This is a genomic window from Peribacillus sp. N1 (assembly GCF_054600815.1).
Genome location: NZ_BAAHZO010000001.1, coordinates 1284801 through 1310491, shown reverse-complemented (window position 1 = coordinate 1310491; position 25691 = coordinate 1284801). Strand labels below are relative to the sequence as shown.

The following is a 25691-nucleotide window of genomic DNA, read 5'->3' as shown; positions in this document are numbered from 1 at the left end:
TTTTGTATTAATAATATCAAAAAATTTAATTTCTTCATCTTCATCTAAACAGTGAAAAGCTTGGAAGGGCACATTTAAAATCGCACTAGTTTCTTTTGTATATACTCCGATTCACCCAAATTCGAAGTTTTTACCTATTGACCTTCCAATATTTAGGCGGACTTTTTCATCTCCCTGAAATCCTCTTCACCGAAGATAAGCAATCATTTCATGCTTTCTACTATCAGTTCAGTAAAAACGAAGTCATATCTAGCCGATTGTGATAATTAAGGTATAATGATAGGGGAAAGATATTTTGTAACGGATTAGGTGAAGATGATCATGAAGCTAATCATTGCGGAGAAACCAGATCAAGGTTCAACGCTAGCAGCTCAATTTAAAACGAAGAAACAGCAAGGCTATATAGAAATCATGCCGAATGAACTTTTTCCCGATGGAGCTTATGTAACTTGGGCTGTCGGGCATTTATGTCAACTTGTTTCACCGGAAACCTATCATTCAAAATGGAAAAAATGGTCGATGGAAACGTTGCCGATGATTCCTGAGAAATTTCAATATGAAGTGACCCGACAAAAGGCAAAGCAATTCAATGTTGTGAAGACCTTACTTAGGAAACCGGAAGTCGATGAAATCATTCATGCAGGTGATGCCGGGCGTGAAGGAGAATTGATTGTACGCAATATCGTTAATCTATGCAATGTCAATAAACCGATGAAACGTTTATGGATTTCCTCTTTGACCCCAAAAGCGATTTATGAGGGATTCCAAAATTTGAAGAGCGAGGAAAAAACCAGGCCGCTCTATTATGAAGCGTATACGAGAGCTTGTGCGGACTGGGTTGTGGGAATGAATGCGTCTAGAGCGTATAGTATTTTATTGAAACAAAGGGGCGTTTCGGATGTGTTTTCAGCTGGAAGGGTTCAGACACCGACTCTTGCTTTGATAGTGAAGCGGGAAATGGAAATTGAGCAATTCAAGTCTGAGCCGTTCTGGGAAGTGTTCGCTGACTTCAAGATGGATGGAAAGAAATATCAGGGAAAATGGCAGCAGAACAATGATCCGAGAATAAAGACAAAAGAAATGGCTGATAAAATTGCCGCCTTTTGCAAGGGTAAGGAAGCTGAAATAGCTGAAATGGATACTGAAAGGAAAGAATTTCAGCCGCCTTTGTTATTTAATCTATCGTCATTGCAAGCTACAGTGAACAAGATTTATAAATATTCACCGAAACAGACGCTTGATATAGTACAAAGTTTATATCAAAAAGGAATCGTTTCTTATCCACGTTCAGATTCCAATTATGTAACGGAAGGGGAAGCCGAAACATTTCCCGATATCTTGCAAAAACTAAGCGGATTTTCAGAATATGAATCCCTGTTTCCTTTGCCACAACCGAACATCATGAATAATAAAAGGTTTGTAAATGAAAAAAAAGTGACTGATCACTATGCAATTATCCCGACAGAGCAGGTAACCGACCCGAAGCGGCTTTCCGCCGAAGAACGGAATATTTATGACTTGGTGGTACGCCGGTTGATTGCGGCTCATTATGAAAAAGCGATTTTCGATTACACCACCATTAAAACGCTTGTCGATAAGCGTGCGGAATTCATTTCTAAAGGCAAACAGCAGATTCAAGAGGGATGGCGCAAAGTGATTTTCCAAGATGACAAGGATGATGATATCATTTTGCCGTCCGTTTCCAAAGGGGATACTGGAAAGGTCGCCAATATAAAGGTGAAAGAAGGAAAAACCCAACCTCCTAAGCGCTATACAGAAGGTCAGCTGATCACTTTGATGAAAACAGCCGGAAAGCATCTGGATAATGAAGAGTTAGAAAAAGTTCTGATGAAAACCGAGGGTCTCGGAACCGAAGCAACTCGGGCTGGCATCATTACCATGCTCAAAGACCGTAAATACATCAATGTCAAAAAAAATCAGGTTTTTGCGACAGATAAAGGGAAAGTGCTGATTACTGCCATCGGGGAGAAAATCCTGGCTTCACCTGAAATGACAGCCAAATGGGAACAGCGTTTGAGGGAAATCGGTGAAGGAAAGGCTTCAGCCGGCGGATTTATGGAAGCTGTTAAAAAGATGTCAGCAAAAATCATCAGTGATGCCGTGGAATCATCGGAAAAATGGGATTTTCAAGGGCTGGATACCGAGTCGATTCAACGGAGCGGCTCTAAAAAAAGAAGCTCGGCATCTGTGGGCAGCTGTAAACTATGCGGTTCTAAGATTGTCGATAAAGGGGAATTCTATGGATGTGTAAGTTATCAAAAAACAAAGTGTAACTTCACCATCTCCAAAAAAATCCTTAATAAGAAAATCAGTCAAGCAAATATAAAAAAGCTGTTGGCGAGCGGTGAAACGGATCTGATAAGCGGTTTTAAAAAAGGGGAAAAAACCTTTGATGCCATTCTATCGTGGTCCGATGCTGAAAAGAAGATCAGTTTTACATTCCCAACAGAACAAAACATCAAGCAAACTTGAGAAGAAGCATCATTAAAGGCGCCCTGAGACTTATATCTTCTTGTTTCGGGGCCGTTTATATAGTAAAATTTTTAGATATGCGTTTGAATGGGAGGATTCCGAATGCCTACACCGAGCATGGAGGATTACATAGAACAAATTTATTTACTTATTGAAGAAAAAGGATATGCAAGAGTTTCCGATATTGCCGAAAATCTTTCCGTCCACCCATCTTCTGTTACAAAAATGGTACAAAAACTGGATCAGGAAAAATATTTGATATATGAAAAGTACCGGGGTCTCGTTTTAACCGCAAATGGGAAAAAAGTTGGTAAAAGGCTCGTATACCGTCATGAACTTTTAGAACAGATGCTAAGGTTGATTGGGGTCAAGGAAGAAAATATTTATCAAGATGTAGAGGGGATTGAACACCACCTTAGTTGGAATGCCATCGATAGGATTGGAGACCTGGTTGAATTCTTTGAAGAATCTCCTGACCGTGTCGAGGATTTACGTAAGATACAAAAAAGAAATGAAGAAAATTCAAAATAAGCTGCCGCTGGCAGTTTTTTTTATGTATTTGAAAATCGCTAGGGGTGACGTTTTAAAGGAGGATTTTTGAATTAAGAGCAGAATAGCTATAGGGAAGCCCCGGTCGGGAATTAGGGGGTATATGGGAGGATGAATTTCAGATGAATTTACATACATGGCATGAAGAGTCGAAAAAGGAATGGGATGTTTTTGCACCTATGTGGGTGAAGAATTCGCAAGAAATGTGGGAAACTGGGAGCCGGAAAAACATTATTCCTTTCTTTTCTGAATTTGTACCTTCGGGAGTGAAGGTGGCTGACATAGGCTGTGGAGATGGAGTTGGTTCCTTTAAATTGGCCGAAGCGGGATTTAAAGTAACCGGAGTTGATTTATCCAATGTGATGATTGAATTTGCAAAGGGAAAAACCGCTCAACAACCAGGACTTTCTTTCCTGCAAGGAGATTTTTATAATCTTCCATTCAAAGATGAAGAAATGGATGCAGCAATGGTCATTAATTCTTTGGAATATACGGGTGAACCATTAACGGTGATGAAGGAAATCCAACGGGTAATAAAGCCTGGAGGTTATGTCTGTTTTGGAATACTTGGTCCAACAGCTGAACCACGAAAAAAATTCAGTTTTCAACGGTTATTAGGGGACCAAGTCATCATGAATACAATGCAGCCTTGGGAATTTGAAAAAATGGCTTTAGAAACGGGATGGAAGGCAGTAGCTGATACCGGCGTTGCAAAGAGAGGGGTGGACTATGCAAAGCTGGGACATTTTTCAAAGGAATTAAAGCAAGCTGTATCGTTCATGTGGCTGTTTCTCCTGCAAAAAGAGGTGGGGCAGTGATGGAGAAGTATCAAATCGATCAATTCGTTGAAAAGACGAAGCAGCAGGATAAAGGGCAAGGATTATTCGAACTTGAAACGGAACGAATCCTGGAGATTAATTTGGAAAAGCAGATCTGGGCAAAAATGGGGACGATGGTTTCTTATCGAGGTCATGTTAAATTCGAGCGGGAAGGCATCTTGGAGCATGGTCTTGGTAAACTCTTTAAAAAAGCTTTGACTGGTGAGGGGGCATCCTTGATGAAAGCGACCGGAAGCGGCAAGCTATACATCGCCGATCAAGGGAAGAAGATTTCTATTTTACAGTTAAATGGTGAATCGATCTGTGTTAACGGAAATGACTTACTTGCATTTGAGCCGGGGATTTCATGGGATATAAAAATGATGCGGCGCATTGCCGGGTTATTGGCAGGGGGATTGTTCAACGTAAGGCTCGAGGGGAGAGGCATGGTCGCATTCACTTCTCATTATGAGCCGCTTACTTTAATGGTGGAACCTGGGAATCCGGTCTATACGGACCCGAATGCCACAGTAGCTTGGTCAGGGGAATTGCAGCCTGAATTCGTAACGGATGTTTCATTGAAGTCGTTTTTTGGGAGGGGAAGCGGCGAATCCGTTCAAATGAAATTCGAAGGTCAAGGATTTGTGGTCGTCCAACCTTTTGAAGAGGTGTACTTCGGTAATAAGGAATCATGAAACAAACAACCTGAGTCAGAAACTCAGGTTGTTTCCCATGATAATCCGAAGTGGCTTCCCAAGAAAACGATTCACTTAAAAGTGAAAGCTTCTTTTTTCTTACCCTTTCAATCCCACTCATAAGGGGTAGATTGATAGACATAATAGTTCAGCCAATTAGAGAACATCAAGCTGCAATGGCTCTTCCAGCGGTGGAGAGGTACCTTGGTCGGATCGTTATCAGGAAAGTAATTTTCAGGGAGTTGCGTATTGATCCCACGCTCTCTATCGCGCCTGTATTCTTCACCTAGGGTATCGGCATCATACTCGAAATGGCCGGTAACCATAATTCTTTTTCCGTCAATCGAAGCAGCGATCAATACACCAGCTTGATCGGACTGTGCGAGAACCTTCAATTCAGGATGGTTAACTAATTTTTGATAGTCAATATCCGTATGGCGTGAATGAGGGGCCATAAAATAATCATCGAATCCGCGGACTAGATTTTCATTCGGTTCAAGGACCTCATGGGTGTATACGCCGAAGCATTTCTCTGGAAGTTCGTATTTGCCTATTCCATAATGATGGTACAGGGCAGCTTGTGCCCCCCAACAGATATGTAGGGTGGATGTGACATTTTCGCTTGACCAGTTCATGATATTCTGCAGTTCTTCCCAATAATTGACGTCTGAAAATTCCAGCTTTTCTACTGGAGCACCTGTAATGATCAAGCCGTCATATTTCTTCGTGCGAATTTCATTAAATGATTTGTAAAATTGATCTAAATGAAATTTACTTGTGTTTTTTGATTCATGTGTGCTCAAGCGCAGGAATGATATATTTACTTGAATGGGAGTATTGCCAAGAAAGCGCAGTAACTGGGCCTCCGTTTTTTCTTTCTCTGGCATTAGGTTTAATATTAATATATTCAATGGACGGATTTCCTGATTGGTAGCTCTTTCCTCATCCATAACGAAGATATTTTCCTGTTCTAAAATTTCTCTTGCTGGCAGTTGTTCTGGAATTCTGATTGGCATGATTAGCCTCCTTCTTCAAAAATCATAATATTTTAATTATATAGAAAATTATTGAATAGAAAAGCTATTTTAATAATTTCTTGTAAATCCCGAAGGAAATGGCCCGGAAATGGTAAAATGGGAAGATCATGAATACATAAACTTATAAGTTGGAGAGGTGTTTGGAGATTGTTTGATCCTACAGCATTTGAGAACATGAAAGTGGTATTGGAAGGAGCGGTTTACGATCGTGACTTCATTGGGGATATATTGGTCATAAACCGTGATGATATAGTGAATCTCTCGACCATGTCCAGATCATATAAGATTGAGATGGGATTGAAAAAAACAATGGCGCCCATTTCGATTAGCGGTGCCATCGAGTTACACGCTTCTCTCAAGAACCTAAGTTCGGAGTTACTCGATGCCGATATTGATGATACGCATACGGGCTGCACGGTCAATATTTTCATTTCTTTTCCCAAAAAGCTTGATGAGGTTAATGCTGAACAATTGTTGAACGACCTGGAAAAAATTTGGGGAGATCAAAGAATCATTACAGTGACGACCAGCGATACGGTCAGTAAAAAAATGCAACCCGTTACTTCATCTATATATAAAGTATCATTTGGAAGACTGGTAAAAGAAGAGCAAATGGATGATTTGGAAGACATGGTAGAGTATTTGATTCAATCCATCCAAGCAGTGAAGATTCCAGGATGATAGGCAAAGGATAAAAGTTGGTAAACGTACCTTTAAATACGGTAAAATGAATCATCATACTAAAGGGAGAGATCATATATGTCCATTTACGAATTTGAAGTCAATAAAATTAATGGCGAAACCATCTCGCTTGAGGAATATAGAGGGAAAGTGATGATCATAGTGAATACCGCAAGCAAATGCGGTTTTTCGCCACAGTATGATGATTTGCAAAGCCTGTATGTACAATATAAAGAGGATGGGATTGTCGTACTTGGTTTTCCGTGTAATCAGTTTTTGAATCAGGAGCCTGGTGATGATCTGGAAATCGATTCATACTGCAAATTGAATCATGGTGTAACTTTCCCGATGTTTGCCAAAGTGAATGTTAATGGAAAGGAAGCCCATCCCTTATTCAGCTATCTGACTGAAAATGCTCCCGGAGTGATGGGATCCAAATCGATAAAATGGAATTTTACAAAGTTCTTGATTGACCGAGATGGAAATATCGTCAGCCGGTATGCGCCTAAAACAAAACCTCTGGAAATGGAAGAGGATATAAAAAAATTATTATGAGAAATGATTCGAGTCCAACGGAAGCTTCTGTTGGGTTCTTTTTTTTAGGTTAGAAATTTAATGCATGCATCCGGTTTTAAAAGGGGACAGATGGTTGGGATGTTGAATATAATAGAAGACACAAATGAGGGGGGAAAACATGGAACGAATTGCATGGGTAACAGACAGTACGGGAACTTTAGACGAAGAATTATCATTGAATGAACATGTATACGTCGTTCCGATGGTCGTCATCATCGATGGGAAGGAATATGAAGATGGCGTCGACCTATTACCTGAGGAATTATACCGTCGGATGAGTGAGGATAAAATCACCGCCACTACGTCACAGCCGTCGGTCGGCAGATTCCATGAGTTATATAAGGAGCTTGAAAAACGCTATGATCGAATCATAGCCGTACACCTTTCAAGTGAATTGAGCGGCACCGTTTCCGCGAGCAGGCAAGCTGCACAAATGGTTACAATCCCCGTTGACGTTTTTGATACTTTACTTATTTCCTTTCCGATGCTATTAATCTTGAAACGGCTCATGCATCATATTAATAATGGCGATTCCATCAATGAGGCCTTCGTCAAAACGAGAATGTATGCGGATAACCATGAAACTTATGTATTAATAGGTTCTTTAGATCAGCTGCACCGCAGCGGCAGACTAACAAACGCACAGTATATTCTAGGAAGCCTGTTAAGCTTTAAACCCATCATTTCAATCGAAAACGGTGTGCTTCATACTAAATCTAAGCCCCGGAACCTTAAAAAAGCGGAAAAACAGATCTTCACTGATTTTCGCAGATCAGTCGAAGCAGGAAATGTAAAAGAATGCACCATATTATATGGAGCAATGTCGGAGCAGGCACAGAGATGGAGAAAGATGATTTCCGAAGAATTTCCTCATGTGTTGACCCATGTATCCCCACTTGGCAGTGCCATCGGGGTGCATACCGGTGAACAGACGATTGGAATCAGTTGGTTCAATGAAGATTAAAGCACACCATTATTGAGAACCATGGTAAAATAGATAGGACATGGAGTGGTGAAATGAAACAAACGATGATTGAATTAACGGAGAAGTATGTATATGACCAATTGAATTCTGATGCCAGCGGCCATGATTGGTTCCATATCGATCGTGTACGTAAGCTGGCTTTACATATTGCAAAAGAAGAACGAAAAGGAAATGAGTTCATCATTGAATTGGCGGCCCTGCTTCATGATATCTCGGATGATAAATTAAACCAGGAAGCCGATGGAGGCTGGAAAAAGCTTGATTCTTGGTTCGATGAAATAAAGTTGGATAATGATAGTATGGATGCCATCAAACAGATCATCAATACAATTTCATATAGTGCAGGGCAGATGAAGCTTCCCTCGATCGAGGCTGAAATTGTTCAGGATGCGGACCGCTTGGATGCAATTGGTGCCATTGGCATAGCCAGGACATTTGCATTTGGCGGAAAAAAGGGACAACTTATGTATGATCCTTCATTGCCCATAAGGGAAAACATGACCAAGAAGGAATACAGGAATGGCAAAAGCTCTTCCATTCATCACTTTCATGAAAAGTTATTGCGTTTGCAAGATATGCTCAATACTTGTACAGCCAAGAAGATTGCAAGTGAAAGGCATGAATATATGATTGGATTTTTGGATGAATTTAATAAGGAATGGGATGTACGATTATGAAAGTTTTTAGCATGGAAAATGTAATGAAAACCCAAGGGGAAAAGCTGCTTTTTAAAGATGTCTCTTTTTCCATAACCGAAGGGGAGAAAATCGGGATCGTTGGAATAAACGGCACCGGTAAATCGACATTATTGAATATTATCGCAGGATTGGAAGACAGTGATTTAGGAAAGAAAGATCACCCGAATGATTACACGATTTCCTATCTATCCCAAGACCCTCATTTCGATGAGGAATTGACGATCATGGAATATATGTATGAAAGTTCAACTCCTGTATTTTCGTTGATTAAAGAATATGAAAAGACACTCGTTCAACTCCAGGTAGATCCGCAGAATGGCGCAGTACAGGACCGTTTGTTAAAGCAACAGCAGGATATGGACACGCTTGGCGCCTGGGATACAAGTGCCAATGCCAGAACGATACTGACCAAGCTTGGACTTCCTGATCACTCAAGGAAATTGGGGGAACTGTCAGGTGGCCAAAAAAAACGTGCGGCCCTGGCAAAAACCTTGATTGAGACCCCTGATTTACTGATTTTGGATGAGCCTACCAACCATCTCGATTTCGAAAGCATCACTTGGCTTGAAGAATATATGGGGAAATATCAAAAGTCCGTTTTATTTGTAACCCATGATCGATATTTCCTTGATCGTGTGTCCAATAAGATTTGGGAAATTGCCCAAACGCAGCTTTTTGAATACAAAGGAAACTATGCGGATTATTTAGAATCAAAGGCCATTCGTGAAGAGAACGAGTCAGCTGAAAGAACGAAAAAGGAAAGTCTATTCAAAAAGGAACTGGCCTGGATCCGTAAAGGAGCCAAGGCCCGTACAACGAAACAAAAGGCCAGGATCCAACGCTTCGAAACATTGGAATCAGGTGTAAAGGATAAGCAGAAAACAGAGAACCTGGAAATGGAATTAAGCGGTGCCCGTCTTGGGAAAAAGGTGCTTGAGATGCAGGATGTTTCAAAATCCTTCGGTGATCGAACCATCATCAACCATTTCTCCTTCCTCTTCAAACCGGGTGATCGGATTGGGATCGTCGGTAATAATGGCAGTGGAAAGTCAACCTTGTTAAATATCCTGGCCGGTCGGGAATCCATAGATGAAGGTAACATGGAAAAAGGGCAAACCGTGAAAATAGGATACTATACTCAAGAAAGCGTCGATATGGATGAGAATTTGCGCATGATAGAGTATATTCGTGAAACGGCGGATTCCATTGCCCTTAAAGATGGCAGTTTCATATCGGCTGCGCAGATGCTTGAAAGGTTCTTGTTTCCAATGGGATCGCATGGAACGCCAATCCGCAAGCTGTCAGGAGGGGAGAAAAGGCGTTTATATCTCCTTAACATATTGATGTCGGCACCTAATGTCCTGCTTTTGGATGAACCGACGAATGATTTGGACACGCAAACCTTGACCGTTCTGGAGGATTATTTAGAAACGTTTTCAGGTGTAGTCATTACCGTATCACATGATAGGTATTTCCTGGATAAGACGTGCCATCAGCTCCTTGTTTTCAAGAATAAAGGTGATATTGATTTCTATTACGGCAATTATTCAGAGTTCTTGGAAGAAAAAACGGAAGAGACCGTGCCGGTAAAAGCACCGGAACCTCAGATGAACCGGACCGAAAAGAAAAAGAAAAAACTGACCTATGCGGAAAGTAAGGAATGGGAAGGAATCGAAGGGAACATGGAACGGGCCGAGCTGCGCCTGAAAGACATAACATCAGAAATGTCAGCGGCGGGAAGCGATTTTGAAAAAGTACGCCTGCTGCTTGAAGAAGAAAAGGAACTAACGGATAAATTAGAGCATTTGATGGAAAGATGGACGTATTTAGCGGAAAAATTGGAAGAGGAATGAGTATGGAGACTGGTCCAAGGGAGCAAACTTGGATCGGTCTTTTTTTTGCCAATCTCAATTGCATGAGAATCTGTTGCCGATGTGATAATATCTAGTACATGGAAACGTCTTGTAAAAGGAGAGAAATGCATTGAAAATTAAGTCGATAGAACCTACACCAAGTCCGAATACAATGAAAATCAATTTAACTGAAGAGCTATTAGCTGGTAAGAGCAATAATTATAAGAAAGATCAAGCTGACCAGGCACCCCAGCTGATCAAAGATTTATTTACGATCGAGGGAGTGAAAGGGGTATATCATGTTGCGGACTTTTTAGCCGTTGAGCGAAATGCGAAATATGATTGGAAAGATATCTTGGTCCAAATCCGTCAGGTTTTCGGGGAAAAAACCGAAGAACAAAATCAACAAACAACGCTAAATGAACATTACGGAGAAGTAACTGTTGCCATTCAACAATTCAAGGGCATTCCGATGCAAATTAAAGCAAGCGATAGCCAACATGAAAAACGTTTTGCCTTACCGGATTATTTCATAAAGGGCATTGCCGCTGCCCAAAAAGAAGATGACAATGTAGTCCTGCTTCGAAAATGGAAGGATTATGGCGTAAGATATGGTGATATGGAAGATATCGTGAAGGAAGTATCGGATGAGCTGATTGCAGCTTATCCGGAAGAACGAATTAATCGGCTAGTAGCCGCTGCAAATGAAATGGTGGATACGAAGGAAGCATTTTTGAAACGACCAAAAATTAAACTGACTGCAGAAATGCTGAATGACGAAAGCTGGGAAAAGCGTTATCAGGCTTTAGAACAAATGGAAGATCCAACGGTTGATGATATACCTGTATTGGACATGGCACTCTCCGACAGTAAGGTCTCCATTCGAAGGCTCGCGGTCGTATACTTGGGTATGATCGAGGATAGAAAAGTGCTCCCGAGCTTGTATAAAGCATTGAAAGATAAAAGTGCGGCCGTAAGACGAACGGCTGGTGATTGTTTATCAGATCTTGGCTTCGAAGAAGCGATGGGAGAAATGTCTCAATCACTTTCGGATAAAAATAAATTGGTTAGATGGAGGGCGGCGATGTTTTTATACGAAGTGGGAAATGAAACGACCCTCCCTTATCTTAAGCAAGCGGAACAGGATCCTGAATTCGAAGTGGCCCTTCAGGTCAAGATGGCCATTGACCGTATAGAAAATGGGGAAGAAGCAAAAGGTTCGGTTTGGAAGCAAATGACAGAATCAAGACAAGCGAATGACAAGTGATTTGGAATAACCCAGGCAAAAGGCATGCGGATGATTTAATCCGCATGCCTTTTTATTTTTGAGGGTCGTTTCCAGTCGTTTGACATAAGTTCCCCTCACGTCTAATCCCAAAACATTAGTTTCTATTATATAAATTGATCTCTATTATTTTAGTAAAATGATTTTTGTAGATATTTAGTGTTGAATGGTTGCATTTGTATGTAAATATGTTAGAATTTTTAGAGTATACTAAAAATTATATTATATTGAATCATTAAACATTTAGTGGAAATTGGGGGTACAACAAATGTCTACATCAAATATGAGAAGTGACATGATTACAAAAGGGGTCGATCGAGCTCCACATAGAAGTCTGCTGCGGGCAGCAGGTGTTAAAGAAGAAGATTTCGGTAAACCGTTCATCGCGGTTTGTAATTCATATATCGATATCGTTCCAGGTCATGTCCACCTTCAGGAATTCGGAAAAATAGTGAAGGAAGCGATTCGCGAAGCGGGCGGTGTTCCTTTCGAATTTAATACGATCGGGGTAGACGATGGAATTGCGATGGGTCATATTGGTATGCGCTATTCTTTGCCAAGCCGTGAAATCATCGCAGATTCCGTAGAAACTGTTGTATCGGCACATTGGTTTGACGGTATGGTCTGCATTCCAAACTGTGACAAGATAACGCCGGGAATGATGATGGGAGCACTTCGTGTCAATATTCCTACAATATTCGTAAGCGGCGGACCCATGAAAGCAGGTAAAGATAAAAATGGTAAATCTCTTTCATTAACATCCGTTTTTGAAGGGGTGGGTGCTTATCAAGCAGGTAATATCAATGAAGAGGATTTGCAGGAAATCGAGCAGGTTGCATGCCCTACTTGCGGTTCTTGTTCAGGAATGTTCACAGCAAACTCCATGAACTGCCTGGCTGAAGGATTGGGACTTGCACTTCCGGGAAATGGTACGATTTTGGCGGTAGCTGAGGAACGTAAGGAATTCGTTAAGAAATCCGCTAAACAGTTGATGGAGATAATCAAACAGGATATCAAGCCTCGTGATATCGTAACGATTGATGCAATTGATAATGCATTTGCCTTGGATATGGCGATGGGCGGTTCGACCAACACCGTTCTTCATACACTTGCATTGGCACATGAAGCAGGTTTTGAATATCCGATGGAACGCATAAATGAAATAGCTAACCGCGTACCGCATCTAGCGAAAATCGCACCGGCATCCGATTATCATATTGAAGATGTACATAATGCCGGTGGTGTAAGTGCCGTCATTAATGAGTTACTCAAAAAACCAGGTGCCTTTAATGGAGATTGCCTTTCTGTCTCAGGTAAAACGCTCCGCGAAAATGTTGCCGGTTGTGAAATATTGGACAAGGATGTAATCCATCCATTGGATAATCCGCATTCTGAGCGTGGCGGGCTTGCTGTATTGTTCGGTAACCTTGCTCCTCAAGGCTCCATCGTAAAAGTGGGGGCGGTTGACGCATCAGTTGGTGGCTACCACAGGGGTCCTGCCATTTGTTTCGATTCCCAGGAAGATGCACTTTCCGGGATCATTACCGGAAAGGTTAAAGAAGGGGATGTAGTGGTCATTCGTTACGAAGGGCCTAAAGGTGGGCCGGGTATGCCGGAAATGTTGGCACCAACTTCCCAAATCGTCGGGAGGGGACTTGGAGCGAAAGTCGGTTTGATCACTGATGGCCGCTTTTCCGGTGCATCTCGAGGCATCAGCATTGGTCATATATCCCCTGAAGCAGCTGAGGGAGGCCCAATTGCCTTTGTTGAAGATGGTGATATCATCGAATTGGATTTGAATAATCGCAAAATCCAATTGGAAATTTCCGATGAAGAATTCGAAAAACGCAAAGCGAATTGGAAAGGCTTCGAGTCAAAAGTCAGAACAGGCTATTTAGCACGTTATTCCAAACTTGTAACGAATGCCAGCTCAGGCGGAGTGATGAAAGTTTAAGTTAAAAGGAAGACTAAAACATGGTGGCAGAATGAAAGTGGATTCTGTCACCATGTTTCTTTGTGGGAAACAATGAATTTTACAAAGCTTTAAGCGTCATTTTTGCATATTCACTTAACAATATAGTATGATTATTCTAATTGAAGAAATGTAACCAAGGGGGTTTTTTTATGTCGATGGCATATGATGAATATATGAAGCAAATGGTGAAACCAATGCGTGCGGAACTGGTGCAAGCAGGTTTTGATGAGTTGGAATCCGCTGAAGCGGTTGAAAACTTTATGGAATCGGTAGAAGGTACGACACTTGTGGTCGTGAATTCCGTTTGTGGATGTGCTGCCGGGTTAGCCCGTCCAGCTGCTACTCAAGCCGTACTGCAAGCAGACAATAAGCCAGATCATTTGGTAACTGTATTTGCCGGCCAAGATAAGGAAGCGACTGCTAAAATGCGGGAATACTTTGATGGAATAGAACCTTCTTCACCATCAATGGCTCTTTTAAAGGGCAAAGAGGTCGTACATTTCATTCCACGCCATGATATAGAAGGACAGCCAATGGAAGCTATCATGGAAAATTTATTGGCAGCGTTCAGTCAAGTAAAATAAGTGATAAAGCGGAATGTCCTGGAAACAGGGCATTCTTTTCAAATTTAAGAGAGTATGAAGGGGTAGGGATCCATGTTTGTCACAACAGTAGGAAGAGCCGATAAAGAAACGATGATATTAGCAAAAAGGTTAGCTGAAGAATTACATATCCCCTTTATAGCCCGAAGAAAACAATCGGTGAGAGATATCCAAGCGGAACAAAATGAAGATGATTGCCTTGTTTTTGGTAAAAAACGGATGGAGTTATATCGATACCAGGAAAAAGAACCATTCTTTTTCCACCCGAACCTAGCGATGATCCGTATAAAAAGAATAATGCGCGGAGAGAGTGATCCATTTCTCATTGCCGGAGATATAAATGAAGGGAACTCTGTGCTTGATTGTACCTTGGGTTTGGGCTCTGATGCGATTGTCGCAAGTTTCAAAGTGGGTGAACATGGACAGGTTGTCGCATTGGAAGGAAATCAATATTTGGCCTTGCTCGTGGACCATGGGATGAAGACATGGGAGGATGCAGAAGAAACGATGATTTCTGCGATGAGAAGAATAGAGGTCATGCAAGGTGATCATTACGAAATTTTGAAAACATTGCCGGATAATCATTTTGATGTCGTATATTTCGATCCCATGTTTGAAGAAACGATTCAGGAATCGAATGGGATCAGGGGACTGACTCATTTTGCGGAAGGTAAGGATTTATCTGTGGAAATAATGAAAGAAGCCAAGCGGGTTGCGCGAAAGAGAGTCGTGTTGAAAGACCATTTTCGCAGCTCCCGCTTTGAGGAATTTGGATTTGATGTAATAAAAAGAAAAACATCCAAATTTCATTTTGGCTTCATTTCCATTCAGTGATCAAGATTTATAATCTGTTTCGTCCAGGCCCATGGCACAGCCTTCTCGGCTTGAATCGGCAGCACCATAGTTAGAGCCATCAGGGTTGATTTGAATCGCTTGGACATTCCCTATTGAGTGGGGAACTTCATTAAAGGCGAAGCCCATTGCTTCCAAGTGGCCTTTGCTGGTCATATCAATTCCTGCTTCCCATTCAATATGAGGGCCCATTGGAGTGAAAATTCTAGGTTCTTCGATGGCTGCTTTCAAATCCATTTTCATATCGAGTACATTGATGATCGTTTGCACGACTGAACTGATGATGGTTGGTCCTCCAGGTGAACCCAGCGTCAAGATCGGCTCGCCGTCTTTAAAGATGATCGTTGGGCTTTTACAGCTGACTGGGCGTTTATTGGGCTGCACTTCATTCATGCCGCCTGGAATGGAATCGAAATCAGTCAGTTCGTTATTCAGCATGAAACCATAGTCGGAAACCATGATGCCTGATCCGAATGGATGTTCCACTGTAGACGTGCATGCTGCGATATTCCCCCATCTGTCACGGACGGTGAAGTGTGTGGTTTCACTGATATCCTCTTCATTAGGCTGAGGTATGACTTCCCTTTGCTTCACGGAATCATAAATCCAAGGGTTTCCGAAGTCAATGGCATTATTTCTTGTTTTGAAATTAATGAATGAACGGCGTTTAGCTATATAATCATCATGCATGAGACCCGCCAACGGCAATTCGGCAAATTCGGGATCAGCGAGAAATGCCTTTTTGTCTGTAAATGCCAGACGCATCGCTTCTGCTATTAAATAATATTTTTCCCAAGAACGGACGTCATATTGTTCTATTTGGAAGCTCTCCAATATTTTCAGGATTTGGATGACCGTGAATCCGCCAGCACTTGGGGCATTTGATGACGCAATTAGATAATCCTTATAAGTCCTATACATTGGTACATCGATTGTAGCTTTATAGTCCTTTAAATCAGAAAGCTCCATGAACCCTCCAAGCTCCTGTATACAGGAAATGATGCCTTCTCCGATTTCACCTTCATAAAAAGCGGAAATTCCTTCACGTTGTAAGATCCGATAGGTATTCGCCAGCTTTTCTTTTATAAGCAAATCGCCATCCTGATAGGGTTTTCCGTTTGGCATGAAGAATTTACGCGCTTCATCGCCCAATCGATATTCAAAGTTTTTAAGAGCGTCGCAAAGAACCCAATTGACGGGAACTCCCTTTTCTGCAAATTCAATGGATGGCTCGATGAGGTCCGCTAATGGCTTACTGCCATTTTCAGCGAGTGCTTCATCCATAGCTTTCAGTATTCCGGGTATGCCTACCGCTGTGGCTTTGATTGATCTTTCTTTAAATGGGATGACTTTCCCTTTTTCATCAAGAAACATGTCTCGATGTGCTGCTTTAGGTGCTCTTACATGCCCATCGTATATTTTCGTTTCCTTATTTTTAGCGTTATATACCATTAGGAAACCACTTCCGCCGATACCGGTCATCATGGGTTCCACAATATTCAGGGCAAATTGGATGGCGACCGCCGCATCGACAGCATTTCCACCTTCACGTAATATTTTTTCCCCTATGGAAGTGGCTACCGGATGAGCTGTAACGACCATTCCGGCGCCCCCTGTAGCTGTTTCCCTTTTATAATCCTTATCTTTAATGATTTCATTGTTGTTTTCCAAAATAATTCCTCCATTATTCAGTCCTTTTATCTGCCAAAAGGTAAGGCTTATGTTTGAATGAAAAGAAAACCTTGCCATTGTAGAAGAATGACAAGGAGATTTTTCGTAGGTATTCATTTATTCTTAATCAGCAAATGATAAATATACGAAAAATGCTAATGTTACAAGACATAAAGCCACCATGGCAGTCGAAGCCATATAAGACCCCTCCTTAAAAAGACTTGAATCTAATTAAGTTCTCCAAAAATCGTCAAAATCCTTCATTTAAATGTAAATTTATTGATATTTAATAAAAAAGTTCGAGTTCATAAACTTTATATAGGTATTTATCCTTTTTTTTGATTTTTAAAACATGGGTAACTATATATTCGTAATTACCAAAAAATAAAAGTATACTAAATATAAAGACAATACAAAAAAGGAGGGGGAGTGTGATTTGAAAGCGGCGGTTTGGTTCAGGAAAAGTCTCGTCATTTTAGTATCCGTTTTGACGTTTGGTCTTGTCACTCCTTCAGATCTGGCGTGGCTTGCGGAAGCCGATTCGTTAAAGGATACTAAAAAAGGGTTAGTGGAAGAAGAGGGATTATCCTATCTTCCTTCGCAAAATTCTACTGAACTAGAAGAGGAATTCAACCGGGAAGAATTTTTATCGGGCATAATGAATAAGGCAGAGGAAAACGCATTTGTGAAATTTGGCGAGAAGATCAATCCTAAAATTGGTGATGAGTTCAAAATGGTCATATTACCAAAGATGGAAGAAGCCATTACCGAAATGGCTGCCCAATTTCCAGACGAGAAATTACAGCAATTAACCATCACTGAGCAGCCGAGTGCGGGCAGGGCCGAAAAAATATTTCATATTTATGATACAAACAGCGGCAAGGATATCATCAGATTCCATGTCAGGCAGGAAAATCCTCCACTGGAAGGGTATTGGTTCGATTTTCATTATCATACCCATCATGATTCATTTGCCACCCATTATAATATAGGGAAAATATATTGGGATAAAAATACGCCGCCAGAGTGGACGAGTAAACAAAGGATCTCATAGCGGTTGGTTTCGTTGATTTTATGTAAGTGTAAGAGTATGATGAAAATGAAGTGAATTTCTAATAGCATCGAAATGATACGTTGTCATGCAACGTATTTATTTTGTGTTGAAATAAAAGCAGAGTTTTTATCATAACGGGGAACAATGTGAACAATGTTATTTTAAAAGGTTTTCTAATTTTGCGGTTATAGTAGCAGAGGAGTCTTTATCATGTCAGAGTTGTTAAATAACATCATGCAAACGTATGCACAGTTTTTTGACTGGCATATGTGGGTCGAGGTTTTATCCGACCCGGTGAGCTGGGGATTGATTGGAACGCTCGTATTAATGGAAGGGTTGCTATCAGCGGACAACGCTTTGGTATTAGCGGTAATGGTCAGGCACCTTCCGGAAAAACAACGGAAAAAAGCACTTTTTTACGGTTTATTAGGTGCTTACGCTTTTAGATTTATAGCGATTGGAATCGGTGTTTTCCTCATTAAGCTTTGGTGGGTGAAGGTAATTGGAGCAGCCTATCTTGGTTGGCTCTCATTTAAATACTTTAGGGATAAAAGAAAAAAACAAGCTGATGAAGATATTCAGGGAATGAATAAAAACAGCATACTGATCCGTATGTTTGGTACCTTATGGGGAACGGTTGCCGCAGTGGAATTGATGGATATAGCATTTTCCGTCGATAGTGTCTTGGCCGCATTCGGGGTGAGTGAAAAAGTCTGGGTGCTTTTGACAGGGGGAATGATTGGTGTCTTGATGATGCGGGGAGTGGCGGGATTATTTCTAAAATTGATAGATAAGGTTCCTGAATTGGAAACTGCCGCATATGTCCTTATCGGATTCATTGCTATAAAAATGTTATTGGCCGTTGCAAGGATAGAAATCCCGCCTGCAATCTTTTTTGCCTTTATTTTGCTGATTTTTGGCACCACGATCGTATTCCATTTGAAGAAAGGGAAAAAGCTTAAGGAACATGGTTGAGCACTATTTAAAAAAGCTGCCATCGAAAATGATGGCAGCTTTTTGTCGCAAAAGTTTCAGAATGGTATGATTATTCAGGTGTTCTTGGTAGAAGAAGAATCGTCAAAACTCAATTAGAAAATGCTATCGGCAATAAATTGTCGTCGGACAATACATTTTGCACCGATGCTTGGAGGGCATTTTCTCAAAGTGATAATATATCAATAAGTAGTATGATAGTAGAAAATTGTCTTTTCAAGACAGATGTTACTTATAAAGAGTTAAGATTATCAACCTTTAATAAATGAATACATTGGAACTACGGGGGCGGAAAATTGAATATAGAAGTTGGCTATTTCCCGAAGAGATATTATGACTCAAATCCTGATGCTGGAGGTTTTTTCCCGTTTGCAATAGAAGGCACTACGCCATATGTTTTCTCAATGGATGGCTTTTATCTACCAGAATGTGATCAAAATTTCCTGCCATTGTGGATGAGAAACATTCAAGCATTTCCACTTTATTTTTGTGCTGAGGTTTCTTCTTATTGCAAAGATGAGTTTGAACATAATTGCAAGGAATTCAATATCAGTTATAGATACTTAACTAACCGATACGTTGTTACTGAAATCCAGAATGAAAAGCAGTTTCAGGAGATTTTCCCTTTCTACATTACTCTTGGTAGTGGGAATGATTTAGTTTTATGGTCTACAAACAAAGATGTATTTAGAGTAGAACAAAGAGAATGGAAAGGAAATTGGGAAGGGAAAATTGCGGGAACAGTAGTGGTTAAAGTAGAAGTCGATACAAGTATTTTTTGGATTGGCTATGATGGAGATAACATTGCGGTTATCTCAAGTCAATCGAATTTCGCAACATATAAAAAAATAATCAAGACTTTTCCCGATTTTGTAGTTCCAAAGCTATGTAAGTACGAGTAATTTTAAAAATTAAAATGATTATGAGACCCCTGATAAGAGAAGGTCTCATTTATTTGACTAAAAAACAACAATATTATTTAACATAACCAAAATGTTAAAACAAAGTTGATTGAAGCGGAAGGTGCGAGACTCCTGCGGGAAAAGCGAGTCGAGGGTAGACCCCACAGGCACAAAAGCGCCGAGGACGCTACCGGACCGCCCGCGGAAAGCGAGTGCCTGGAGCGGAAATCAACGTCTAAATTGTGTACATATAAAAAAACTGTAGGCAAACTTGATTTTTCATCGAGGTTGCCTACCCGTCTGAAGCTGACATCAAATATGATGTCAGCTTTTATTTTGGAAAATATCAATTATTTGAAGAAGGACTGTAAATGTTGTGAAGAAAAGCAATGGCAATAAAAAGTTAAGCCAAAGTGAAGACAGTAGCGGATGCAGCAGTATGCCAAATAAGATGGAGAAGAGAAAAAGGTCGAGAATGATGAACACTCTTAAACTGTAAATATCAAGCACTTCTTCAGCAAGTTCTCGGTGCTCATTCAAGATTGCTTTTTTATTATTGGTTTCCATGCGATCACCTTAAACCTTTTACGATTATATACTGTTGATATATGAAAAGTGCGGATCAATGGTTCTTCTCATGATGAATGGCAACCGAAATTACCAAAAAAACATAGAGTTTTTACATTAGGGCAATATGTTATACTAATATAATAGTATCGAAGGTTTAGAGTTTTTAAATAACATATATTTTCTTAACATAAATGAGGAATGAAGAAGGGGGGAGAAGCGTTTGAAAAGGAAGAAATGGTTATCCATACTTGCATTATTTGTCTTTTTATTCTCAATGCTCTCCTATTCATTAGCGAAGGATGAAGGGGTGAAATGGCGGAATTTACCCAAAGATAATCTTTTAAGACAAGCTGAGCTTTTTAAAGGCAATAAAGAATTGCAACGAATATTTTTATTTCCAGAAGAGGAGTACGATGAAAGGGAAGCACTTAAAATTGCTGGTACAATTAATAAACTGCCTCATTCCCTTTTGAAGAAAACTGCTGAAAGTGGTGTGAGGATCAAACTATTCGATGGTGATTTAACAGAAAATCAATCCGCGGCAAAATTAAAGGGGAAAACTCCGCGTGGTTATTTAAATAAAGAAACAACTTGGGATGATGTGCCTGGTATGGGCGGATCACATACGGTATTGGTTAAAATCGGGGCAAGTGACAAGGGCAACGGGCATGGCTCCGTTAATTTGGAACTGCATGAGCTGGGGCATTCTATCGATAATATAGTGTTTGATGGAATCCGTGAAGACATGGATTATTTGAAGATTTGGGGTAAGGAAGTGGATGGGCTGTTTCCCGGGATTACGTATTTTTCCAATTACCCTGAGGAATACTTTGCAGAAACGTTTGCCATGTTTTATGTGAACGATGAACAAAATCAATTGCTTAGACAAAAAGCCCCCAAGACTTATAATTTTATTAAACAATTAGATTAAACATTGGGCAATAATACGTTAAAATAAGGAGAATGAAAGTAGAAAAGGTGGTTTATCATGAAGCAATATTTAGATTTATGTAAGCATGTACTCGAAAATGGAACGCAAAAGGGTGATCGTACGGGAACAGGAACGATCAGTACCTTTGGATATCAAATGAGATTCAATTTAAAAGATGGATTCCCTGTACTTACAACGAAAAAGGTTAGTTTAAAAGCGATTATCCATGAACTATTGTGGTTTTTGAAGGGTGATACGAACGTTGGCTACCTTCAGGAAAATAGCGTGCGCATTTGGAATGAATGGGCTGATGAAAAGGGAGAATTAGGTCCGATCTATGGTCATCAATGGCGTTCTTGGGGAACGGCTGATGGAAGGCAAATCGACCAAATCAGTGAGTTGATCGAACAAATCAAAACGAATCCAAATTCAAGAAGGCTGATAATCAGTGCTTGGAATGTTGGGGAACTGGACGAAATGGCCTTGCCGCCTTGCCATGCTTTCTTTCAATTCTATGTCGCTGATGGTAAGCTTTCATGCCAGCTATACCAACGTTCAGCGGACGTCTTTTTAGGTGTTCCTTTTAACATAGCTTCATATGCGCTCTTAACGATGATGATCGCCCAAGTGTGTGATTTGGAAGTTGGCGAATTTGTACATACTTTCGGGGATGTCCACATCTACTCTAACCACCTTGAACAAGTGGAACTGCAGTTGACTCGTGATCCCAAACCATTGCCAATCATGAAAATCAATCCGGATGTGAAAAATATCTTTGATTTTAGCTTCGAGGATTTCGTTTTGGAAAATTACGAAGCTCATCCCCATATAAAAGGTGAGGTTAGCATATGATTTCATTGATAGTTGCTATGGATCAAAATCGTGTGATAGGTAATAACAATAAACTGCCGTGGCATTTACCGGCCGATTTGCAGTATTTTAAAAAAGTGACGATGGGCCATCCGATCGTCATGGGCCGAAAAACATTTGAATCGATCGGCAGGGTCCTGCCTGGCCGGGAAAATGTCATCGTTACCCGCAATCAGGATTTTAAAGCGGAAGGCTGCGTAGTTTTACATGATATAGCACAAATCAAAACGTTTGCAGATAGCCATGATGAGGAAGTTTTTGTGATTGGCGGAGCCGAAATCTTCAAGGAAATCCTTCCTGTTACCGATCGCCTGTATATAACGGAAATCCATGAAACCTTTGAAGGTGATACTTTCTTTCCAGTGATTGATGAAAATCAATGGGATAAAGTCTCCTCAAAACCAGGCAGCATCGATGAAAAAAATCATTATGCACATGATTTTATTATTCTACAAAAAAAATAAAGTGCTAATCCGATTATGGGGAAATGACCATAATCGGATTTTTTTGGTATGAAACGAACAAAAGAAAGAATTTTTAGAAAAATCAATTACATTAATAACAGTAAAGTGCTATAATGATTGAATTCATTAAGGAAGGAAATGAGGGATTGTTATGAATCAGACTGCATCTAAGAATAGGGGGATTCAATTGGAAGATATTCTAATTGCCTATAGAGAACTGAAAGAAATCGTTTTGCATACTCCTTTACAAAAAAATCAGAGGCTCTCTGAAAAATATGATTGTAATGTTTATTTAAAACGCGAGGACCTACAACACGTACGTTCCTTTAAATTAAGAGGGGCTTACTATAAAATGAAAAGCCTGACCGCTGAAGAGACGAAGAATGGAGTCGTTTGTGCCAGTGCAGGAAACCATGCACAGGGAGTAGCTTTTTCCTGTAGCCAATTAGGTATCCATGGGAAAATTTATATGCCTGCTACAACTCCAAGGCAAAAAGTCGATCAAGTGCAGTTATTCGGAAGGGATAATGTGGAAATCATCCTTGTCGGGGATACTTTCGATGATGCATTTGCCATGGCGATGGAATGCTGTGAAAAAGAAGAGCGTTCCTTTATCCATCCATTTGACGATGAAAAGGTAATCGCCGGGCAGGGTACAACGGCTGTAGAAATCCTGAATGATTGTGAAGATGGAATCGACTATGTATTTGCCGCTATGGGCGGTGGCGGTTTAATGGCCGGAGTATCGAGTTATTTCAAATCGGTTTCCCCAAATACGAAATGCATTGGAGTTGAGCCGCAAGGTGCTGCTTCGATGGAATACTCCTTCAAGGAAGGAAAAGTTTCTGAGCTTGAAAACATAGATACATTCGTTGACGGGGCAGCTGTCAAGTGTGTGGGACAGTTGACATATCAGCTTTGTAAGGAAAACCTGGAAGATATCGTTGTCGTCCCTCCAGGCCAAATCTGTACGACGATTCTCGATTTATATAATCAGCATGCGATCGTAGCAGAACCGGCAGGGGCTATATCTGTAGCCGCGTTGGATTTATACAAAGAACAAATCAAAGGCAAAACGGTTGTATGCATGGTCAGCGGAGGGAATAACGACATTGGGCGTATGCAGGAAATTAAGGAGAAATCCTTATTATATGAAGGGCTGCTTTATTACTTCATCGTGAATTTTCCGCAACGTGCCGGAGCTTTAAGGGAATTCCTTGATGAGGTGTTAGGACCGAATGACGATATAAGCCGTTTTGAATATACGAAGAAAAATAATAAAGAAAGCGGGCCGGCCCTAGTTGGTGTAGAATTAAAAGATAAAAATGATTATGAAGGGCTCATTCAGAGGATGAACAAGAAAGGATTCTCTTTCGTAGAGGTCAATAAAGACAGTAATTTATTTCACTTATTGATTTAATCATGGATTAAATGTTAAATTAGGATAGAATAATACCTATGTTTTTACATTTTATTCTGCCGGCCCAGTCGTATATGGGCATACTGTCGATAATTGTTACCATTCTATGACGAATTGCCAGTTTCCTTTCAATTGGTTGGAAATGGTATTATAATCGGGGTAGGTCTAATTACAACACCAAAGGGGATGTATCCATGTCGAACATTGGAGTACCTGGTCTAATTCTCATCTTAATATTGGCTTTAATTATCTTTGGTCCGAAGAAACTACCAGAAATTGGACGCGCATTTGGACAAACACTTCGTGAGTTTAAAAAGTCCACGAGTGATTTAACAAAAGGTGATTATGAAGAAGATAAGAAGCTGCAACAAAAAAATCATGAATGATTGAATGCTGGGCGTAAGATGCAACCGTCTTGCGCCTTTATGCTGGAACAAAGATACGGATTTTCAGATGAAGGCGTGATCAACTTTGGAAGATAAAGAATTAAATATCATCGATCATCTCGATGAATTGAGAAAACGGCTCATCATTACAGCTGTTGCTTTTGTCATCTTTTTTATCGCCAGTTTTATTTATGTTGAGGAGATTTATAATTGGTTCGTGAAAGATCTCGATTTTGAACTGATGGTATTGGGACCGAGCGATATTATCTGGATTTACTTTATGCTTGCAGGTGTCGTAGCCATTGCGGCAACGATACCGGTAATTGCCCTGCAAATCTGGTTATTCGTTAAACCCGCTTTGATGCCAAATGAAGTAAGGGCGACCCTTGCATACATTCCGGCACTTTTCCTGCTTTTTATCGGAGGGCTTGCTTTCGGTTATTTTGTCATCTTCCCGACCATTCTTCAATTTTTGATTGAATTGGGCGATGGGATGTTCATAACCAGTTTTACAGCGGATAAGTACTTTTCATTCGTATTTAATATGACGATACCTTTTGCTGTTTTATTCGAGCTTCCCGTCGTTACCATGTTTTTGACCTCCCTTGGCATAATTAATCCTTATGTGCTTCAAAAGTTAAGGAAGTATGCATACTTTGTACTTGTTGTCATAGCGATATCGATTACGCCGCCCGACTTTATGTCAGACTTTATGGTGATGGTTCCGCTGCTGTTATTATATGAAATCAGTATTTCTTTATCTAAAGTCGTCTATAAACGAAGGGTGAAACGTGAAAGCTTGCGGGAAGGCACCTACGAGGAAGGTTTATAAAAAGAGGTCCATAAAGGCATTTTGTCCTTTATGGGTCTTTTTTTTTGTGAAAGTCAATCTGATTTGTCTGTTTTTTTACACATTTGAATATTTATACTTTTGGATTTATTGTGTATAATGTAAGCAATCGGTGAAAAATGAGGATTGATATTTTGATGTTCAAATGCTTGGAATTCAAAGATTGTTTTGGACATAAGGTCACAATTTCAGAAATACCTGTCTTACTGCCTAGTGATCCGAATTTTTTTATGTTGACCGTGCGTTTGGAAGTATTTGTAAAGAAGGTTTTTGCCAATAAAGATCATAAAGAAAATTACTCATTTAAGCATTATTTAGCATCCGTACTCAAATGGCCCGTTTATAACAAGCTTTTTTTTGGAAGTTTACTAAATAATGCTTAATGCGGACTGTTCCATAGCTAACATCTCCGTTAAAAGAGATGACACGAATGCCATGCAATATCTAATAAATCGGCATGTGTTCAGGTTAGCTCATGGGA

26 protein-coding genes and 1 pseudogene are annotated in these 25691 nt (G+C 40.4%); 24 read left to right on the top strand and 3 right to left on the bottom strand.

Annotated features, from left to right (window positions below; genetic code table 11):
- Positions 1 to 321 precede the first annotated feature (321 nt).
- From ACYP5M_RS06240 to ACYP5M_RS06225, 4 genes are all read left to right on the top strand, one after another.
- Entirely contained in the window at positions 322 to 2493 is a 2172-nt protein-coding gene (locus tag ACYP5M_RS06240) for a DNA topoisomerase III (RefSeq protein ID WP_452445267.1), read from the top strand.
- A 102-nt stretch (positions 2494 to 2595) separates the two neighbouring features.
- Positions 2596 to 3024 (top strand): transcriptional regulator MntR, encoded by a 429-nt coding sequence (gene mntR, locus ACYP5M_RS06235; protein ID WP_048687667.1) that lies wholly within the window; start codon positions 2596 to 2598, stop codon positions 3022 to 3024.
- 140 nt (positions 3025 to 3164) lie between these two features.
- On the top strand, positions 3165 to 3860 hold the full coding sequence (locus tag ACYP5M_RS06230) for a class I SAM-dependent methyltransferase (protein ID WP_452445266.1): 696 nt from the start codon (positions 3165 to 3167) through the stop codon (positions 3858 to 3860).
- Positions 3860 to 4555 carry an AIM24 family protein gene (locus ACYP5M_RS06225; RefSeq protein ID WP_452445265.1) on the top strand — a complete coding sequence of 232 codons (696 nt, stop codon included), beginning with the start codon at positions 3860 to 3862 and terminating at the stop codon, positions 4553 to 4555. The genes ACYP5M_RS06230 and ACYP5M_RS06225 overlap by 1 nt, the downstream gene beginning before the upstream one ends.
- Before the next feature lie 107 nt (positions 4556 to 4662).
- Here the strand turns inward: ACYP5M_RS06225 and metA are convergent, their stop codons facing one another.
- Positions 4663 to 5571, bottom strand: coding sequence for a homoserine O-acetyltransferase MetA (gene metA / locus ACYP5M_RS06220; protein ID WP_101225302.1), 909 nt, complete (start codon positions 5569 to 5571; stop codon positions 4663 to 4665).
- 168 nt (positions 5572 to 5739) lie between these two features.
- Here metA and ACYP5M_RS06215 point away from each other — a divergent pair, with 168 nt between their 5' ends.
- The 9 genes from ACYP5M_RS06215 to ACYP5M_RS06175 all read left to right on the top strand — a co-directional run bounded on the left by ACYP5M_RS06215 (position 5740) and on the right by ACYP5M_RS06175 (position 15081).
- Positions 5740 to 6273, top strand: a complete 534-nt coding sequence (locus ACYP5M_RS06215; protein ID WP_101225301.1) for a hypothetical protein — start codon at positions 5740 to 5742, stop codon at positions 6271 to 6273.
- Positions 6274 to 6351: 78 nt separating this feature from the next.
- Positions 6352 to 6828 carry a glutathione peroxidase gene (locus ACYP5M_RS06210; RefSeq protein ID WP_101225300.1) on the top strand — a complete coding sequence of 159 codons (477 nt, stop codon included), beginning with the start codon at positions 6352 to 6354 and terminating at the stop codon, positions 6826 to 6828.
- Between the two features lie 139 nt (positions 6829 to 6967).
- Entirely contained in the window at positions 6968 to 7813 is an 846-nt protein-coding gene (locus tag ACYP5M_RS06205; protein ID WP_101225299.1) for a DegV family protein, read from the top strand.
- 53 nt (positions 7814 to 7866) lie between these two features.
- Complete coding sequence (locus tag ACYP5M_RS06200; RefSeq protein ID WP_459734787.1) at positions 7867 to 8511, top strand: HD domain-containing protein; 645 nt, start codon at positions 7867 to 7869, stop codon at positions 8509 to 8511.
- Positions 8508 to 10385, top strand: a complete 1878-nt coding sequence (locus ACYP5M_RS06195) for an ABC-F family ATP-binding cassette domain-containing protein (protein ID WP_452445264.1) — start codon at positions 8508 to 8510, stop codon at positions 10383 to 10385. Before ACYP5M_RS06200 ends, ACYP5M_RS06195 begins: the two co-directional genes overlap by 4 nt.
- A gap of 130 nt (positions 10386 to 10515) precedes the next feature.
- Positions 10516 to 11652, top strand: a complete 1137-nt coding sequence (locus ACYP5M_RS06190; protein WP_434167189.1) for a conserved virulence factor C family protein — start codon at positions 10516 to 10518, stop codon at positions 11650 to 11652.
- 301 nt (positions 11653 to 11953) lie between these two features.
- Complete coding sequence (gene ilvD / locus ACYP5M_RS06185; protein WP_034311212.1) at positions 11954 to 13624, top strand: dihydroxy-acid dehydratase; 1671 nt, start codon at positions 11954 to 11956, stop codon at positions 13622 to 13624.
- A 170-nt stretch (positions 13625 to 13794) separates the two neighbouring features.
- Positions 13795 to 14229: a BrxA/BrxB family bacilliredoxin gene (locus ACYP5M_RS06180; protein ID WP_452445263.1), complete on the top strand. Its 435-nt coding sequence runs from the start codon at positions 13795 to 13797 to the stop codon at positions 14227 to 14229.
- Between the two features lie 72 nt (positions 14230 to 14301).
- A complete protein-coding gene (locus tag ACYP5M_RS06175) occupies positions 14302 to 15081 on the top strand; it encodes a class I SAM-dependent methyltransferase (protein WP_434167187.1) in 780 nt (259 codons plus the stop codon).
- Here ACYP5M_RS06175 and ggt read toward each other — a convergent pair whose 3' ends face one another.
- The gene (ggt, locus tag ACYP5M_RS06170) at positions 15082 to 16770 is read right to left on the bottom strand and encodes a gamma-glutamyltransferase (protein WP_459734786.1); all 1689 of its coding nucleotides are present in this window, start codon (positions 16768 to 16770) and stop codon (positions 15082 to 15084) included.
- A 436-nt stretch (positions 16771 to 17206) separates the two neighbouring features.
- Here ggt and ACYP5M_RS06165 point away from each other — a divergent pair, with 436 nt between their 5' ends.
- The 4 genes and pseudogenes from ACYP5M_RS06165 (at position 17207) to ACYP5M_RS06150 (ending at position 19719) form a co-directional block, all read left to right on the top strand.
- A complete protein-coding gene (locus ACYP5M_RS06165; protein WP_452445260.1) occupies positions 17207 to 17824 on the top strand; it encodes a YpjP family protein in 618 nt (205 codons plus the stop codon).
- Positions 17825 to 18034: 210 nt separating this feature from the next.
- The gene (locus tag ACYP5M_RS06160) at positions 18035 to 18799 is read left to right on the top strand and encodes a TerC family protein (protein ID WP_101225292.1); all 765 of its coding nucleotides are present in this window, start codon (positions 18035 to 18037) and stop codon (positions 18797 to 18799) included.
- A gap of 38 nt (positions 18800 to 18837) precedes the next feature.
- Positions 18838 to 19086, top strand: a pseudogene (locus tag ACYP5M_RS06155) (hypothetical protein); the annotation flags it as partial.
- A gap of 27 nt (positions 19087 to 19113) precedes the next feature.
- A complete protein-coding gene (locus tag ACYP5M_RS06150; protein WP_452445259.1) occupies positions 19114 to 19719 on the top strand; it encodes a hypothetical protein in 606 nt (201 codons plus the stop codon).
- Positions 19720 to 20043: 324 nt separating this feature from the next.
- On the opposite strand, the gene ACYP5M_RS06145 is transcribed toward ACYP5M_RS06150, so the two are convergent.
- Complete coding sequence (locus ACYP5M_RS06145) at positions 20044 to 20286, bottom strand: hypothetical protein (RefSeq protein WP_434167183.1); 243 nt, start codon at positions 20284 to 20286, stop codon at positions 20044 to 20046.
- Between the two features lie 223 nt (positions 20287 to 20509).
- On the opposite strand from ACYP5M_RS06145, the gene ACYP5M_RS06140 reads away from it, so the two are divergent.
- The 7 genes from ACYP5M_RS06140 to ACYP5M_RS06110 all read left to right on the top strand — a co-directional run bounded on the left by ACYP5M_RS06140 (position 20510) and on the right by ACYP5M_RS06110 (position 25593).
- Entirely contained in the window at positions 20510 to 21220 is a 711-nt protein-coding gene (locus ACYP5M_RS06140) for an anthrax toxin lethal factor-related metalloendopeptidase (protein ID WP_260357900.1), read from the top strand.
- A gap of 57 nt (positions 21221 to 21277) precedes the next feature.
- Positions 21278 to 22072 carry a thymidylate synthase gene (locus ACYP5M_RS06135; RefSeq protein ID WP_452445258.1) on the top strand — a complete coding sequence of 265 codons (795 nt, stop codon included), beginning with the start codon at positions 21278 to 21280 and terminating at the stop codon, positions 22070 to 22072.
- Positions 22069 to 22554: a dihydrofolate reductase gene (locus ACYP5M_RS06130; RefSeq protein WP_452445257.1), complete on the top strand. Its 486-nt coding sequence runs from the start codon at positions 22069 to 22071 to the stop codon at positions 22552 to 22554. The genes ACYP5M_RS06135 and ACYP5M_RS06130 overlap by 4 nt, the downstream gene beginning before the upstream one ends.
- Before the next feature lie 151 nt (positions 22555 to 22705).
- Positions 22706 to 23974, top strand: a complete 1269-nt coding sequence (gene ilvA / locus ACYP5M_RS06125) for a threonine ammonia-lyase IlvA (RefSeq protein WP_101225287.1) — start codon at positions 22706 to 22708, stop codon at positions 23972 to 23974.
- Between the two features lie 194 nt (positions 23975 to 24168).
- On the top strand, positions 24169 to 24360 hold the full coding sequence (gene tatA, locus ACYP5M_RS06120) for a twin-arginine translocase TatA/TatE family subunit (protein ID WP_034307557.1): 192 nt from the start codon (positions 24169 to 24171) through the stop codon (positions 24358 to 24360).
- Positions 24361 to 24445: 85 nt separating this feature from the next.
- Positions 24446 to 25192 carry a twin-arginine translocase subunit TatC gene (gene tatC / locus ACYP5M_RS06115; RefSeq protein WP_101225286.1) on the top strand — a complete coding sequence of 249 codons (747 nt, stop codon included), beginning with the start codon at positions 24446 to 24448 and terminating at the stop codon, positions 25190 to 25192.
- Between the two features lie 137 nt (positions 25193 to 25329).
- Positions 25330 to 25593, top strand: a complete 264-nt coding sequence (locus ACYP5M_RS06110; protein ID WP_306804680.1) for a DUF2535 family protein — start codon at positions 25330 to 25332, stop codon at positions 25591 to 25593.
- The last annotated feature ends 98 nt before the right edge of the window (positions 25594 to 25691 follow it).

Excerpts from the sequence above, each read along its gene's own strand:
- ACYP5M_RS06240 (WP_452445267.1), top strand. The coding sequence starts at position 322 with ATGAAGCTAATCATTGCGGAGAAACCAGATCAAGGTTCAACGCTAGCA.
- mntR (WP_048687667.1), top strand. The coding sequence starts at position 2,596 with ATGCCTACACCGAGCATGGAGGATTACATAGAACAAATTTATTTACTT.
- ACYP5M_RS06230 (WP_452445266.1), top strand. The coding sequence starts at position 3,165 with ATGAATTTACATACATGGCATGAAGAGTCGAAAAAGGAATGGGATGTT.
- ACYP5M_RS06225 (WP_452445265.1), top strand. The coding sequence starts at position 3,860 with ATGGAGAAGTATCAAATCGATCAATTCGTTGAAAAGACGAAGCAGCAG.
- metA (WP_101225302.1), bottom strand. The coding sequence starts at position 5,571 with ATGCCAATCAGAATTCCAGAACAACTGCCAGCAAGAGAAATTTTAGAA.
- ACYP5M_RS06210 (WP_101225300.1), top strand. The coding sequence starts at position 6,352 with ATGTCCATTTACGAATTTGAAGTCAATAAAATTAATGGCGAAACCATC.
- ACYP5M_RS06205 (WP_101225299.1), top strand. The coding sequence starts at position 6,968 with ATGGAACGAATTGCATGGGTAACAGACAGTACGGGAACTTTAGACGAA.
- ACYP5M_RS06200 (WP_459734787.1), top strand. The coding sequence starts at position 7,867 with ATGAAACAAACGATGATTGAATTAACGGAGAAGTATGTATATGACCAA.
- ACYP5M_RS06195 (WP_452445264.1), top strand. The coding sequence starts at position 8,508 with ATGAAAGTTTTTAGCATGGAAAATGTAATGAAAACCCAAGGGGAAAAG.
- ilvD (WP_034311212.1), top strand. The coding sequence starts at position 11,954 with ATGAGAAGTGACATGATTACAAAAGGGGTCGATCGAGCTCCACATAGA.
- ACYP5M_RS06180 (WP_452445263.1), top strand. The coding sequence starts at position 13,795 with ATGTCGATGGCATATGATGAATATATGAAGCAAATGGTGAAACCAATG.
- ACYP5M_RS06175 (WP_434167187.1), top strand. The coding sequence starts at position 14,302 with ATGTTTGTCACAACAGTAGGAAGAGCCGATAAAGAAACGATGATATTA.
- ACYP5M_RS06160 (WP_101225292.1), top strand. The coding sequence starts at position 18,035 with ATGTCAGAGTTGTTAAATAACATCATGCAAACGTATGCACAGTTTTTT.
- ACYP5M_RS06145 (WP_434167183.1), bottom strand. The coding sequence starts at position 20,286 with ATGGAAACCAATAATAAAAAAGCAATCTTGAATGAGCACCGAGAACTT.
- ACYP5M_RS06135 (WP_452445258.1), top strand. The coding sequence starts at position 21,278 with ATGAAGCAATATTTAGATTTATGTAAGCATGTACTCGAAAATGGAACG.
- ACYP5M_RS06130 (WP_452445257.1), top strand. The coding sequence starts at position 22,069 with ATGATTTCATTGATAGTTGCTATGGATCAAAATCGTGTGATAGGTAAT.
- ilvA (WP_101225287.1), top strand. The coding sequence starts at position 22,706 with ATGAATCAGACTGCATCTAAGAATAGGGGGATTCAATTGGAAGATATT.
- tatA (WP_034307557.1), top strand. The coding sequence starts at position 24,169 with ATGTCGAACATTGGAGTACCTGGTCTAATTCTCATCTTAATATTGGCT.
- ACYP5M_RS06110 (WP_306804680.1), top strand. The coding sequence starts at position 25,330 with ATGAGGATTGATATTTTGATGTTCAAATGCTTGGAATTCAAAGATTGT.